This window comes from Flavobacterium sinopsychrotolerans (genome assembly GCF_900110375.1).
GTDB lineage: Bacteria > Bacteroidota > Bacteroidia > Flavobacteriales > Flavobacteriaceae > Flavobacterium > Flavobacterium sinopsychrotolerans.
Map to the genome: position 1 here is coordinate 15230 of NZ_FODN01000006.1, position 14940 is coordinate 30169.

A 14940-nucleotide genomic window follows, 5' to 3' on the forward strand; every position below is an offset into this window, starting at 1 on the left:
ATTTGTGATGACTTAATTGTTTAAAATTATATTTATGAAAGGATTTTTGCGAATTTTGTTTTTAATAGTATTGTTTTCAAATGTCATTTTTGGACAAGAAAGTGTATTGCAACATACCGTTGTTAAAGGGGAAACAATAACTCAAATTGCTTTAAAATACAAAACAACTCCTACAGCTATTTATACACTTAATCCAGAAACTCAATCCGGAATTCAAGAAAACCAAATTCTTAGTATACCTGATGTTGTCTTACAACATAGAAATAATCTCGTTCACATTGTAGGTCCTAAAGAAACACTTTACGGTTTAGCTACAAAATACAATGTAAAAGTTGAAGCACTTCGAGGAGTAAATGAAACAGCGCTCGTTAATGGCTTAAAAATAGGCCAAGAGTTAATCATTCCGCAATCTTATGAGCATGAAAAAACAGCTTCTAACCAGCAAACCATCACTGCTGACAATTCAAAAATCACTCATAAAGTAATGCCTAAAGAATCACTGTTTGGTATTGCAAGATTGTATAACGTGTCTGTTCAGGATTTAGACAAAGCTAATTCAGATGTTTTTAAAGTAGGATTACAAGTAGGTCAAAATTTAGTTATACCAAACAAACGAAAAACATTAGACGGAAGAGCCCGAATTATTAATTCTGAAACTATTTTTCATGATGTTCAGTCTAAAGAAACTAAATACTCAATAGCCAAAAAATACGGAATTACAATTGATCAATTGGAATCACAAAATCCAGAAATTGTAAACGGATTAACTCAAGGAAATAAATTGGCTATAAATGTTAAGCAGATAACTCCTTCAAACGAAAATGAAGAGTTGATGATTGCGTTAGCGGAGAAGCAAGTAGTAGTTGAGAAAACCAAAGCAAAAAATGTTCAATTAGAAGATTTAAAAGACAAGCTTACGGTTCAAAAAGAAATGAATCAAAAAGTTATTAAAGTTAATAATTTAAAAATTGACCTTAACGAGATCGATGATGCCAAAGAAGGTTCAGAGGAAAGACTCAAGTTAGTCTTAGCAGCTAATAAAAATATTCAGGACATATTGATTTCAAAATTAGATTCATTAGTATACACGATGAATGAAGATTTGTCAGAATTAAAAAATACTGAGATTGAAAATCTAGAGAAATCAAAGCGATTGGAAGCTAAATCTTATGAAAGTATTTCGAGAACGAGTGAATTGTCATTTCAATTGAAAAAAGATTTAGCCCAAAATAGAAAAGTGTATTCTGGATTGATGAATAAAGTGCAGCGTATCGCTGTTGAAAAAAATATTGAATATAAAAAGAAAGTAAGAGAAAATAGTAGCGCTGATCTCGCGGAGTCTGACAATGAAATTGCTTCTCTTGATGTTTATAAAAAGATGGAATTAGACCAAAAACGAAGAGATGAATTAAATGAAGTGCTTCTAAAGAAAATTGATTCGTTAGGCGGAGAGAAAAAAATAGAATTAAAAAGACATATTAGTATGGCTACTTTTTATAGCAGAGAGGCAAGAAATTTTGATGATAAATTAGCGTTGGTGCGCTTAAAAAGATACCAAAATAAAGCGCAGGAGTCTCAAAACCAAAATCCAGTTCCTAAAGATTTAAAACAACTAAACATAGTGGAGATAAAAGAAGCAATAGAACACGATTCTTTAAGTGAGATAAATAGATCTAAAATAGAAGTATTAGATAATCTTAAAGAAGTCCCAGCAGGGTATTACATTGTTTTAGGTGATTTTATTGAAGCAGAAGACAGAGATAAGTTTATAATGAAATTGATTGATGCCGGAGAATTGAATTCCAGTTTTTTCTTTAATGTAAATATTCTGTCGTATTATGTTTTTACTGAATTTTTCACTACCGAAGAAGAGGCTCTTTATGAATACAAACAGAAAAAAAACAAAGAATTCTTTGAAAAAATGTTTGTTGTAAAGATTGAACAGAATTAATTTATTTAGGAAACAATTAACTACTCTTTTTAAAGTTCATTACTAATTTTACAAAAACTAAAAATTAATTTATTACACTAAGCATGAAATATTTTTTAACATTCTTTGTTGTTCTTTTTTTTATTTCTTTTCCGGGTCACACTCAAAATAAAGTGATACAACATAATGTAACAAAAGGAGAAACTATAAATCAAATTGCGCAAAAATATAAAGTTACACCTTATGATATTTATCAATTAAATCCAGATGCACAAAGTGGTTTGAAACCCAATACAATCTTGTTAATTCCTCAAAATTCTGGAAAGCAAGTGGTAGTTCAAGCCAAAAAAAGTACTCCGTCTGTAACCCATCAAGTAGCGCCAAAAGAGACTTTGTATGGTATAGAAAAAAAATATGGAATTTCTGACGAATTATTGAAAAAAGCCAATCCTTTTCTTGAAAAAGAAGGGCTGCAAATAGGGCAGACGTTAACTATTCCCTCTAATAAAGTTCAAAAGAATAGTCCTGTCACTTTAGAAAAAGTGGTCTATCATTATGTGCTTCCTAAAGAAACAAAGTATTCAATTGCCAAACAATATGGAATTACGATTCAAGAATTAGAGCGTAAAAATCCTGAAGTTGTTTCTAATTTACCCGAAGGGTTTAAATTGTTAGTAAAAGGAAATGCGCCAAAAGGAGACAAGACAGTAGTTTCAGAGTCTAAAAAAGAAATTGTAAATTCAAATCCTGTACCGACTACTTCCGCAATCAATTATTTGAATTATGTAGTGAAATCGAAAGAAACACTTTATAGTTTGTCAAAAATGTTTGGCATGAGTCAGGAAGAATTAATTATTCTGAATCCTGCATTGTCTGAGGGAGTTGTAGAAGGAATGAGTTTGAAAGTTCCGTCAACAATTGCAATTTCTCCGGAAACTAAAAAAGAGTACACGGAATTATCAAAAAGTACGGGCATTACTTCCAGAAAAAAATTAGCGCTTCTTTTGCCTTTTAATGTTTCAAAAATTGAAGGAGATACCGTTAACTCGATGGCAATGCGCTTGAAAAAAGACAAATTCTTGAACATGACTTTGGATTTTTATGCAGGAGCTTTGGTGGCCATTGATTCTGCCAGAACATTAGGACTTAATATAGAGGTGAAGATATTGGATTCTCAGGAGACTAAAAATAGTTCCAATGTTGCTTCTCTGATATATAGTAATAATTTAGAAAATTCGGATGCCATAATTGGACCTTTCTATCAAAGTAATGTAGAGAAAACTGCTGAATTATTAATTAAGAATCAAGTTCCTGTAATTTCACCTTTGTCAAAAGATTCGGGTGTATCATACGCTAATATTTTTCAATCCATTCCCGCTCCTGATGCAGTCAAAAACGCCATGTTTGATTACATGCGCTCCAAAGGAGGGAATATTGTAGCGGTAGTTGATAAGAAAAAAGAATCGGTAATACAGTTCATTAAAGAAAATCATAAAGATGTAAAATTTTCATCGCTTAGCGCAAATGGAAGCGTATCTGCCGAAAATTTAAAAAGTTTGTTTGTAAAAGATAAAATAAACTTTGTGGTGATGGAAACCGGAAATACGGGAATGATAAAGTCGACAATAGCCGCGATGTTGAGTTCTATGTCAATTTACAAAGTGCAGTTAGTTATTTTGGAACCAAACGAGACATTGGATACGGATGAAATTAATGTGTCTAACTTGGCCAAATTGAAACTGACATATCCTTCCATAACTCGTGAGAATGAATCTCCGGAGGCTCTGATTTTCGAAAAAGAATTTAAAAAGAAAAATAAGATATATCCAAGTGCCTTTGCAACACGCGGATTTGATATTACTTTTGATACTATGATGCGATTGTCACAAAATAAAAAATATCAAGAAACGGTTGATTCTACTGCCACAGAACAAGTGGATAACAAGTTTGAGTTTTACAAAAAATCAGATGGAGGTTATAGTAATAGAGGAATTTATATCTTATATTATGACACGGATCTAACTATCAAAGAAGCAAACTAATGACATCAAAAGTAACCTACTTAGGCGATTTAAGAACCTCTTCAATGCATTTGCAGTCAGGGACGGAAATCCTTTCAGATGCGCCTTTAGATAATAACGGGAAAGGAGAGGCTTTTTCTCCAACCGATACTGTAGCAAATGCTTTGGCAAGTTGTATGATGACTATTATGGGAATAAAAGCATGTGAAATGAATGTTGATTTACAAGGTTCGACTGCTGCTGTCACTAAAATTATGAATGCAGAACCAAGACGCATTGGAGCAATAGAAATTTATTTTGATATGGTAGGAACCACAGATCAAAAGAATAAAACTATTCTGGAAAGATCCGCCATGAGCTGTCCTGTTTTCTTAAGTTTGCATCCTGAAATCGAGAAACGAATCACTTTTGATTGGAAATAAAATAGATTCGAGAAGCTTGAGGCAAGAAATAAAAGGTATTAATGCTTTTTATTTCTTGCTTCTTTTTTATTAAAAAAAAATGGATCAAAATCAAAAACAACTCATTAAGCTGGCCCACACTAAAATGCCGTTTGGTAAATATGAGGGATGGTTTCTTATCGATATTCCGGAATATTATATTGTTTGGTATAGCAATAAAGGTTTTCCAAAAGGAGAACTAGGGGAGCAATTGCAACTTATTTATGAATTAAAACTCAACGGTCTTGAAGAATTAATTCGAAATATAAAGAAACGATACCCAAAACCATAATTCAGATTAGTAGGCTTTGCAAATATTCGGGTAATAGAAAAAATATTTTCGGATAATCAGGTTATCTAATAATCTGAAAATCCAATTAAATTTGTACTTTTGCCACGTTTTTTTACACAACTACAACACAAACAACAACAGAATGAATCAAACGAAATATATTTTTGTTACTGGCGGTGTGACTTCTTCTTTAGGGAAAGGAATCATTGCAGCATCTTTGGCAAAATTGTTACAAGCAAGAGGATATAGAACAACCATCCAAAAGTTTGACCCGTACATTAATGTAGATCCAGGGACATTAAATCCTTATGAACATGGGGAATGTTATGTGACCGATGATGGTGCTGAAACGGATTTGGATTTAGGGCATTACGAGCGTTTCTTAAATGTTCCTACTTCTCAGGCGAATAATGTGACCACTGGAAGAATATATCTTTCGGTTATTGAAAAAGAAAGAAGAGGAGAATTTCTTGGTAAAACGGTACAAGTCGTGCCTCATATCACCAATGAAATCAAGGAAAGAATGCAGTTGTTGGGGAATTCCGGCGATTATGATATTGTCATCACTGAAATTGGTGGAACGGTAGGAGACATTGAATCCTTACCTTATATAGAGTCTGTTCGTCAATTAGTTTGGGAATTGGGAGAGCACAACGGAATTGTAATTCACCTTACTTTGGTGCCTTATTTGGCTGCCGCAGGTGAGTTGAAAACAAAACCGACGCAGCATTCCGTAAAAACGTTGATGGAAAGCGGGATAAAAGCAGATATTTTAGTGTGCAGAACAGAACACGAAATTTCTGAAGAATTACGCAATAAACTGGCTTTGTTTTGTAATGTAAAAAGAGAGGCGGTTATCCAGTCTATCGATGCTTCGACTATTTATGAAGTGCCAAATTTAATGTTGGAAGAAGGACTTGATGTCGTTGCGTTGAAAAAATTAGATTTGCCTAAAAAAGCGGCTCCGGATTTAAAAAACTGGAATACTTTTTTACGTAGGTTAAAAAATCCAAAACATACCGTGAATATCGGTTTAGTTGGGAAATATGTTGAAATGCAGGATTGTTACAAATCTATTTTGGAAGCGTTTATCCATGCTGGTGCTGCAAATGAAACCAAAGTGAATGTGATTTCAATTCATTCAGAACACATTGATGCCAACAACATAAGCGAGAAATTTTCTGGTTTAGATGGAATTTTGGTTGCTCCCGGTTTTGGAGAAAGAGGAATTGAAGGGAAAATTGCAGCAGTGCAATATGCTCGTGAAAATAAAGTGCCGTTCTTCGGAATTTGTTTGGGAATGCAAATGGCAATCATCGAATATTCAAGAAATATTCTGGGTTATGCTGATGCTAATTCTACCGAAATGAATGAACACACTGCGCATCCGGTGGTAAACCTTATGGAAGAGCAAAAAACAGTTACTGATAAAGGAGGAACAATGCGTCTTGGTGCATGGAAATGTGACATCAAAAAAGATTCATTGGCTTATAAAATATACGGAAAAGAAACGATTTCGGAACGTCACCGTCACCGTTATGAGTACAATAGCAATTACGTTGCGCAATTACAAAATGCAGGATTGATTGCTTCTGGAGTAAATCCTGATACCGGATTGGTGGAGATTATAGAAATAGAAAATCATCCATTTTTCATTGGGGTACAATACCATCCGGAATATAAAAGTACGGTTGCAAATCCGCATCCTATTTTTGTGAATTTTGTGGCAGCAGCCGTTCAGGCAAAGAAAAAATAGTTGTTGTTTTTTGAAACAAATCATTAAATTTCATACTAATAGATTAAACTTTTTTAAATATAATAATGGAACAAAAAAAATTCGACCTCAATTCGATTATCGGTTTTGCATTAATTTTTGGTATTTTGATTTTTATCATGTATCAAAATCAACCTGACCCAAAAGTGGTGGCGGCTGAAAAAGCACAAAAAGAGTTGTTGATTAGAGAAGCTAAAGCTAAGGAGTTAGAACAAAAAACTGTGGCAAAAGCTACGGTTGCAGTGGCAACAACTGGAGATTCTACTCAACTGGCGCAATTGCAAAAAACACTAGGGAATTTTGCTTATTCTGCGACACTTCCTTCTGCGAAAGCTGGTGTTACCACTATCGAAAATGATTTGGTGAAGCTGACAATCGCCAATAAAGGAGGTTATATTGTTGAAGCGACTTTGAAGCAATTCGAGAAGTTCAAGAAAGGTTCCGGACAATTAGTTCAATTGGTAAAAGACAACAATGCCAATTTAAATGTGCAATTGCTGACTAGTGATAACCGTACTTTGAATTCTAAAGACTTGTATTTTGAACCTACTTTAACGAAAGTTGGAGCGGATCAGATATTATCCATGAAATTGAAAGCTGGAGCCAATGAATTCTTGGAATACAAATATATTTTGAAACCAAACGATTATATGATTGGTTTTGATATTCGTTCTCAAGGATTGAAAAAAGTATTGAATACAGCAAAACCATTGGATTTAGAATGGAACTTGAAAACTTACAGAAATGAGAAAAGTGTTTCTTATGAAGACAGGTATACACTTCTTTATTTTGAATATGGAGATGAAAAATTTGATTATGTGGGCGATGGAAAAGATAAAGAGGAGATTCCTGAAAATGTTAAATACATAGCTTTTAAACAACACTTTTTTTCAACTATATTATTAACAAATACTCCTTTTGCTAAATCATCTTTAAAATCTACCAAATTGGTTTTAGATGAAAAAGTAGATACTACTTTTACGAAACAGTTTAAAGCAAATATTCCTTTGGCGTTTACCAATGGTGAATTAGACCACAAAATGAGTTGGTATTTTGGTCCGACGGATTACAAAACTTTAAAAGAGTATGATAAAAATTTAGACAAGATTATTCCTTTAGGTTGGGGTATTTTTGGATGGATCAATAAATTTATTTTTATTCCATTATTCGGATTTTTAAGTTCTTACATTGCTTACGGAATTGCGATTATCGTTTTTACGATTTTGATAAAAATCGCAATGTCGCCTATCACTTTTAAATCGTTCTTGTCACAAGCGAAGATGAAAGTATTGCGTCCTGAAATCACCGAGTTGGGAGAAAAATTCAAAAAAGACCCAATGAAAAAGCAACAGGAAACTATGAAGTTGTATAACAAAGCGGGCGTGAATCCTATGGCAGGTTGTATTCCAGCACTGATTCAACTTCCTTTTATGTATGCTTCGTTTCAGTTTTTTCCATCGGCATTTGAGTTGAGACAAAAAAGTTTCCTTTGGGCAGATGATTTATCTTCTTTTGACGAAATTATCCGTTTGCCTTTTTATATTCCTTTTTACGGAAATCACATCAGTTTGTTTCCAGTTTTGGCTTCGATTGCTATTTTCTTCTATATGAAAATGACTTCTGGTGACCAACAAATGGCTGCTCCGCAACAAGAAGGTATGCCGGATATGGCCAAGATGATGAAAATCATGATTTATGTTTCGCCAATAATGATGTTGTTCTTCTTTAATAGTTATGGCGCAGGATTGAGTTTGTATAACTTTATTTCGAATCTAATTACCATTGGAATTATGATTGTCATCAAACGATACTTTATTGATAGTGATAAAATTCATGCTCAAATTCAAGAGAACAAATTGAAAGAGCCGAAGAAACAAGGTAAATTCCAGAAAAAATTGCAAGAAGTGATGGAACAAGCCGAAGCTCAAAAAGCACAACAGAAGAAAAAATAATTCATAAAAAAAGCTCTCAATTTTGAGAGCTTTTTTTTTGTTCAAAAAATTACAGAATCGGCAATAATACTTTATCAATGGCATGAATTACTCCATTGGAGCATTGGACATCAACAATAATAATATTTGAAATTCTGTTGTTCGCATCTTTAATTTTTGCGCCACCAGTAAGTTGGATTGTAAAGGTTTGAGCTGGTGTCAAAATTGGAGTTACAATTTGTCCTTCGGTTAAACTTGCTGCTAAAACATTAGCTGGACTTACCACATGGTATTGTAGAACTTTAGTCAAGTTTGCTGCTGAAACGCCTGCAATTCCTCCAGGAGCAAGTTCGGCATCTAATGAAGTAAAGGCAGCATTTGTAGGAGCAAAAACAGTAAACGGACCTATTGCGGATAATGCAGTTATAAAATTAGGTTGGCCCGATCGATTTAGTACACTAACTAAAGTACTAAAATTAGCATTTGCCGCAGCATGAGTGACAATGGTTGGCAAATCAATAACTTTATCAACAATGTGGATTACACCATTTGAAGCCATGATGTCAGGAGTGGTGACTGTAGCAATTCCATTCAGTTTTACTCCTGCTGATGTATTGACATACATGCTCAAGGTATTCGTTGTGGAGGCGGTACCCGTTGCTAAAGTCTTGATGTAACCTGTAGTCAAATCAGTTGATTTTACAGCACCAGTTACGACATGATTTAACAAAATTTGTGTTAATGCTTCTTTTGGTACATCATTTATTGTAGCATAAGGAGTTGTAGCTAGAAAAGCGGTAAAGGCTTCATTAGTTGGTGCAAAAACAGTATATGGACCTGCTCCTTTCAAAGTGGTTGCTAATTCGGCTTTGGTAAGTGCTTGTACTAATATACTTAAATTGGCAGTTGCAACTGCTTTTCCTGTAATGGTATTGTCTACAACTACAACTGTATTGTCGTCATCGTCGCACGATACTGTCATGAATGCAAACAAAGCAATCACGGCTAAATTTCTAATTTTTGATACATTTTTCATAGTGTTTGTTGTTTATTTGTTTCCTCTAAATTAGTAAATTGATTTCTATATTTGTTTAGTTTTTATTTAAAAGTAATAAACAATATGAAAATTTATTATTTTTTTTTAAGTTGTTTAATTTTTATTTTGACATTATAAAATGTGATTAAACAACTGCTATTCAGTATTATAGGGTTTTTTAGATTGTTTTAATACATTATTGATGATAAAAAATTAACAGAATGCTTAAACAATTTATAATATGATTTATTTTAAACATTTGTTGAGATATTTATCTGAATAACACTAAGGGAAATGGTTGGATTTTAAATTTAAAATTTTCTGTATATTTTGCGTTGACTTAAAAGAATAGTGTATATTATTTGTAAAATAATAGAGCTAGCACCAACTCTAATAAATTTGTATTTTTGTTAAAATAAAAAAGAAGATTCTCAGTTTTAAAGTGTGAACTAAATACAAAGTAGTAATGAAAAAATATCAGATTAGTTTTTTTGCCTTTTTGATTTTTGCGCTTTTCAGCCAAAATGTTGTGTCGCAAACCGATTTTAATAAATTAGATACAAAAGGGAAAAAGCACGGAGTATGGAAAGGGTTTTATGATGAATCTAAACGCCCAAGATATGAAGGGACTTTTGAGCACGGAAAAGAAATAGGAATTTTTAATTTTTTTGATGACACCAAAGCTAAATCTATAATTGCTGCCAGGGAATTTAATACAAAAGACAATTCGGCTTATACCATTTTTTATGATCAGAATAAAAATAAAGTCAGTGAGGGTAAAGTGGTCAATAAACTATTTGAAGGACAATGGAAATATTACCATCTAGCCTCTAAAAATATAATGACAACGGAATACTACAGTAAAGGTAAGTTGGAAGGTTTGCGAACCGTTTTTTATTCAAATGGTAAAATTGCAGAAGAAATTAGTTATAAAAATAATTTTAAAAATGGTTTTTATAAAAAATATACGGAGAATGGAATTGTACTTGAAGAGTCTATTTTCAAGAATGATCAATATAGCGGTTTGGCAATCTTTAGAGATTCTAATGGGAACACGGTTTCTAAAGGGCAATTTGTAAATGGAAAGAAAGCTGGAATTTGGCAGTTTTTTGAGAAAGGAAAACTAGTAAAAGAAATGAATATGAGCTTTCCTGAAAATGCAACAAAATCTAAATTGTAATTTTTTTAAAAGATTAATTGTTTGAGATGAAATAATTTTCGGTAAAATTAGTTATGATTTAATAATAGATTTATTTTTATTCAAATTCTTAATGGATAAATTTAACAAGACGAATAATTCAATTTTTTACTTGTTAATTAATTGCTAATGAGTATGTTGATATTGTGTAAAAGGTTTATTTTTGCGAAATTTAATTTATGAATTTTAATGAAAACGTACTAGCTTTGTTTTGGTATAGTATTGCATTGAGTTCATAAAAGTGTCTGTAGCCCTTAAATATTTTAGATAAATAAAACGTAATATCGATAAAATGAAAAAACTTTTTTTTGTTTTAATGTCAATTGTAATGTTGATGTTTAGTATCAAAATTTTGTCAAAAAACACTAATGATAGTTCCATAATTTCTGTGTTTAATAATGCTACAGAGGAAAAACTTTTTAACCGAGCAAAAAATATTAAGAAATTCATTGTCAATAATTCTAAATATAATAATGAAATCGCTTTCATTATTGATATGAAGATTATGTCTGGGAAAAATAGATTTTTTGTCTACGACTTAAAGAACAATGTAATAATCGATCAAGGTTTGGTTGCTCATGGTATTGGCTCACAAACAAAAACTGAAGGCGAACTGATTTTTAGTAATGAACCTAATTCCCTTTCTACCTCATTAGGCAAGTACAGTGTAGGATCCAGCTATAATGGGCAATTTGGAAAATCATATAAATTATTCGGATTGGAGGAAACAAATAATAAAGCTTTTGCGAGAAATATTGTTCTTCATAAATATTTTAAAGTACCTTTTGGTGAGCAGGAGAGTCCAATTTGTAAAAGTTTTGGCTGTCCAATGATAAATGTGGAATTTTATAAAAGAATTGAAAAGTTAATTGATAATTCAAAAACAAATATCATTTTAGATATTTTCTATTGATAACACAAAAAGTTAAAACGCTAATCAAAAAACCTCATTCCAGAAATTCTGAATGAGGTTTTTTGATTAGCGTTTTATTTTAAAGCAAATATTCTGCGACTGATTGAAACCTTCTGTGAATCCAATTATTTACAGAAGTTGCTTCAATAACATTTTTGACACTTTCTAAAATGGATCATTCAGGAACAGTAGCCGCACTTTTTTCAAATTATTCCGTTGACTATTTTAGGGAAGAATGTAATTAAAAAAAGCAAAATAGACTGGTCTTTATTTGTTTCTAATTCAAATGAATTAACATCTGATTCAAATTTTCATTTCATATTGAATGCATTTTTGATCTGTAAAATAAGGATTTGCGGTTGTGGAAATGTAACAAAATTGGATAACAATTAACTTTATAGATAACAAATACTCTTGCAAATCTTTTGTAACTTTGGACCCTTATAAAATTATAATTTTTTGAAGATGAAGCGTGTTGTTGTAGGACTTTCCGGAGGTGTAGATTCAAGTGTTGCAGCTTATTTGTTGCAAGAACAAGGATATGAAGTAATAGGTCTTTTTATGAAGAATTGGCATGACGATTCAGTCACTATTTCTAATGAATGCCCGTGGCTGGAAGACAGTAATGATGCATTGCTTGTTGCCGAAAAATTAGGAATTCCATTTCAAACTGTTGATTTAAGCGAGGAATACCAAGAGAAAATCGTGGACTATATGTTCAGTGAATATGAAAAAGGGAGAACTCCAAACCCCGATGTACTTTGTAACCGTGAAATAAAATTTGACGTTTTCATGAAAATTGCTTTGAATTTGGGTGCTGATTTTGTAGCCACAGGACATTATTGCCAGAAAACGGAAATCGAAAAGAATGGAGAAACGATTTATCAATTAATAGCCGGTGCAGATACTAATAAAGATCAGTCGTATTTTCTATGTCAATTATCACAAGAGCAATTGGCTAAATCTTTATTTCCTATTGGAGAATTAACAAAACCTGAGGTTCGTGAAATAGCCGCTAAAATGGATTTGATTACTGCCGAAAAGAAAGATTCGCAAGGTTTATGTTTTATTGGAAAAGTACGTTTGCCGGAATTTTTGCAACAAAAATTGCAGCCCAAAGATGGGATTATAATTCAAATAGATAAAAATGATCCTGTTTACAGTTCTGAAATACAAGAAGGAATAAGTGTTGAGGATGCTTTAAAATCAGAAGCAAGAAAAATTCCGTATACGCCACAAATGGGGAAAGTAGTAGGGAAGCATCAAGGGGCCCATTATTTTACTATTGGACAACGAAAAGGATTAAATGTAGGAGGAACAACGGATCCATTATTTATTATAGCCACAAATGTGGAAACGAATACGATATATACCGGATTATCTAGTCAGCATCCCGGATTATTTAAGAAAGCATTGCGTATTGAAAAAGATGAAGTACATTGGATTCGCAAAGATTTGGCTTTGGCCGATGGAGAAACTATGGATGTTATGGCAAGAATACGCTACAGACAACCTTTGCAAAGTGCGACTTTACATCAGTTCGAAAATGAAATGTACGTGGCTTTTGATGAACCACAATCTGCCATAACCGAAGGGCAATTTGCAGCTTGGTATTTAGGTGAAGAATTAGTTGGTTCTGGTGTAATTTCTTAGTTTAGTGCTTTATTTTAATTTCAATAAACGTTTCCTTTGATATAAGTAGGAGTGGAATAAAAAATTGCAATCTTGTTTCAAACTATTGAAATTTAGTATATTTTTGGCTTGATAAATAAAGTTACTATGATGAAATTTTACTTATTTCTTTTACTAATCGTTACTACTTCAGGTTTTTCACAACAGGATGCTTGGGTATATTTTAATGCAAAACCCAATTCTAAGTTTTTTTCTGATTCACCATTAAATATGCTCTCTCAAAGAGCATTGGACAGAAGAGCCAATCAAAATATTGCCCTAGATTATAAAGATATTCCAGTAGAAGCAACTTATATCAGTCAAATAAAATCAGTTGCAGGAATTACTGTAATGGCAAAATCCAAATGGCTCAACGCAATTCATGTTCGAGGGCAACAAGCGGCTATAAATTCGTTAGCCCTATTTTCTTTTGTCACTAAAGTTGATTTTGCGGACAAATCGTTAAATCAATTGGGAAAAATTGCAAAATCCACGAAGGTAAAAAAGGGAAATAAAACTAAGAAAACTAAAATTGACTATGCTTATGGATCCTCATCGAATCAAATCCAGATGCTTAATGGACAACTGTTACACCAACAGAATTATACTGGATCAGGAAAAGTAATTGCCGTAATGGATGCTGGTTATCCGGGAGTAAATACCACACAGCCTTTTCAAAGATTAAGAGATAATGACCAAATTTTGGGTGGTTATAACTTTGTTCTCAGAGATTCAAATTTTTACACTGGGGCTTCTCACGGGACATCTGTGCTTTCCTCAATGGGCGGATACAAAGAAAATTCGTTAGTGGGAACGGCGCCTGATGCCTCTTATTATTTATTTATAACAGAAGATGACACCTCTGAGAATCCTGTGGAAGAATCCCTTTGGGTCGAAGCTGCAGAAAAAGCAGATAGTTTAGGGGTAGATATTATAAATACTTCTTTGGGTTATTTTGATTTTGATAACGAGGCTTACAATCATACCTTCAGTGAAATGAATGGCGCAACAGCATTTATGTCTCGCGGTGCTGAAATTGCATTTAGCCGAGGAATGATTTTAGTGACTTCGGCGGGTAATTCAGGAAATTCATCAGATCCACATATTGCTGTTCCTGCGGATGCTGTTTCTGTACTTTCTGTTGGTGCAGTAACTGCTTCTGAAACAATAACTTCATTCAGTTCAACAGGGCCGTCTTTTGACGGAAGGATAAAACCGGATGTCATGGCACAAGGGCAAGCCGCAGTAGTTTCAGATGCAGCAGGGAATATTGTAACGGCAAACGGAACTTCTTTTTCGGGTCCAATCATGGCGGGAATGGTAGCTTGTTTATGGCAGGCGTTTCCACAAAAAACAAATCAGGAAATCAGAGCATTAATAATACAATCATCCGATAAATTTTCGGTGCCAAATAATCAATATGGATATGGAATCCCAGATTTTGGATTGGCGGTGAGCAATGGATTAGCTTCAACATCTTTTTCGAAAGATGATTTTATAATTTATCCCAATCCTGCAAGTGATTTTGTTTCGGTTGCTTTACCGGCAAAGTTCGAAATGGGAACCGTTTTTTTATACACTTTGCTAGGACAGAAAATTTTAGAACAAAAAATAACCTCTCAATCATCAATTATTTCATTGAAATCTCTTGAAAAAGGAATGTATCTTTATAAAATGGAATCTATTGGTTTCTCTAAAACGGGAAAAATAGTAAAACAATAACAGCATTAATAC

General features: G+C 32.9%; 11 protein-coding genes. 10 read left to right on the forward strand and 1 reads right to left on the reverse strand.

What is annotated here, in order from left to right; translation table 11 throughout:
• The first annotated feature begins 34 nt into the window (after positions 1-34).
• The 6 genes from BMX64_RS11155 to yidC all read left to right on the forward strand — a co-directional run bounded on the left by BMX64_RS11155 (position 35) and on the right by yidC (position 8409).
• Entirely contained in the window at positions 35-1951 is a 1917-nt protein-coding gene (locus tag BMX64_RS11155) for a lytic transglycosylase (RefSeq protein WP_091171859.1), read from the forward strand.
• Positions 1952-2034: 83 nt separating this feature from the next.
• Positions 2035-3972: a LysM peptidoglycan-binding domain-containing protein gene (locus tag BMX64_RS11160; protein ID WP_091171861.1), complete on the forward strand. Its 1938-nt coding sequence runs from the start codon at positions 2035-2037 to the stop codon at positions 3970-3972.
• The gene (locus BMX64_RS11165) at positions 3972-4373 is read left to right on the forward strand and encodes an OsmC family protein (RefSeq protein ID WP_091171864.1); all 402 of its coding nucleotides are present in this window, start codon (positions 3972-3974) and stop codon (positions 4371-4373) included. Before BMX64_RS11160 ends, BMX64_RS11165 begins: the two co-directional genes overlap by 1 nt.
• A 79-nt stretch (positions 4374-4452) precedes the next feature.
• Positions 4453-4683 (forward strand): DUF3820 family protein, encoded by a 231-nt coding sequence (locus BMX64_RS11170; RefSeq protein ID WP_091171865.1) that lies wholly within the window; start codon positions 4453-4455, stop codon positions 4681-4683.
• 142 nt (positions 4684-4825) lie between these two features.
• On the forward strand, positions 4826-6439 hold the full coding sequence (locus BMX64_RS11175; protein ID WP_091171867.1) for a CTP synthase: 1614 nt from the start codon (positions 4826-4828) through the stop codon (positions 6437-6439).
• Positions 6440-6504: 65 nt separating this feature from the next.
• On the forward strand, positions 6505-8409 hold the full coding sequence (gene yidC / locus BMX64_RS11180) for a membrane protein insertase YidC (RefSeq protein ID WP_091171869.1): 1905 nt from the start codon (positions 6505-6507) through the stop codon (positions 8407-8409).
• Between the two features lie 49 nt (positions 8410-8458).
• Here the strand turns inward: yidC and BMX64_RS11185 are convergent, their stop codons facing one another.
• Positions 8459-9424, reverse strand: a complete 966-nt coding sequence (locus BMX64_RS11185; protein ID WP_091171870.1) for a fasciclin domain-containing protein — start codon at positions 9422-9424, stop codon at positions 8459-8461.
• Positions 9425-9890: 466 nt separating this feature from the next.
• Here BMX64_RS11185 and BMX64_RS11190 point away from each other — a divergent pair, with 466 nt between their 5' ends.
• The 4 genes from BMX64_RS11190 (at position 9891) to BMX64_RS11205 (ending at position 14928) form a co-directional block, all read left to right on the forward strand.
• Complete coding sequence (locus BMX64_RS11190) at positions 9891-10604, forward strand: toxin-antitoxin system YwqK family antitoxin (protein ID WP_091171872.1); 714 nt, start codon at positions 9891-9893, stop codon at positions 10602-10604.
• Positions 10605-10914: 310 nt separating this feature from the next.
• Positions 10915-11535: a murein L,D-transpeptidase catalytic domain-containing protein gene (locus tag BMX64_RS11195; RefSeq protein ID WP_244273287.1), complete on the forward strand. Its 621-nt coding sequence runs from the start codon at positions 10915-10917 to the stop codon at positions 11533-11535.
• Positions 11536-12000: 465 nt separating this feature from the next.
• The gene (mnmA, locus tag BMX64_RS11200; RefSeq protein WP_091171874.1) at positions 12001-13188 is read left to right on the forward strand and encodes a tRNA 2-thiouridine(34) synthase MnmA; all 1188 of its coding nucleotides are present in this window, start codon (positions 12001-12003) and stop codon (positions 13186-13188) included.
• Positions 13189-13314: 126 nt separating this feature from the next.
• Positions 13315-14928 carry a S8 family peptidase gene (locus BMX64_RS11205; protein ID WP_091171876.1) on the forward strand — a complete coding sequence of 538 codons (1614 nt, stop codon included), beginning with the start codon at positions 13315-13317 and terminating at the stop codon, positions 14926-14928.
• Positions 14929-14940: the final 12 nt, after the last annotated feature.

Bases quoted from the DNA above. Each gene is read 5' to 3' on its own strand.
- BMX64_RS11165 (WP_091171864.1), top strand. From the start codon at position 3,972: ATGACATCAAAAGTAACCTACTTAGGCGATTTAAGAACCTCTTCAATG.
- BMX64_RS11185 (WP_091171870.1), bottom strand. From the start codon at position 9,424: ATGAAAAATGTATCAAAAATTAGAAATTTAGCCGTGATTGCTTTGTTT.
- BMX64_RS11190 (WP_091171872.1), top strand. From the start codon at position 9,891: ATGAAAAAATATCAGATTAGTTTTTTTGCCTTTTTGATTTTTGCGCTT.
- BMX64_RS11160 (WP_091171861.1), top strand. From the start codon at position 2,035: ATGAAATATTTTTTAACATTCTTTGTTGTTCTTTTTTTTATTTCTTTT.
- BMX64_RS11155 (WP_091171859.1), top strand. From the start codon at position 35: ATGAAAGGATTTTTGCGAATTTTGTTTTTAATAGTATTGTTTTCAAAT.
- yidC (WP_091171869.1), top strand. From the start codon at position 6,505: ATGGAACAAAAAAAATTCGACCTCAATTCGATTATCGGTTTTGCATTA.
- mnmA (WP_091171874.1), top strand. From the start codon at position 12,001: ATGAAGCGTGTTGTTGTAGGACTTTCCGGAGGTGTAGATTCAAGTGTT.
- BMX64_RS11170 (WP_091171865.1), top strand. From the start codon at position 4,453: ATGGATCAAAATCAAAAACAACTCATTAAGCTGGCCCACACTAAAATG.
- BMX64_RS11195 (WP_244273287.1), top strand. From the start codon at position 10,915: ATGAAAAAACTTTTTTTTGTTTTAATGTCAATTGTAATGTTGATGTTT.
- BMX64_RS11175 (WP_091171867.1), top strand. From the start codon at position 4,826: ATGAATCAAACGAAATATATTTTTGTTACTGGCGGTGTGACTTCTTCT.
- BMX64_RS11205 (WP_091171876.1), top strand. From the start codon at position 13,315: ATGATGAAATTTTACTTATTTCTTTTACTAATCGTTACTACTTCAGGT.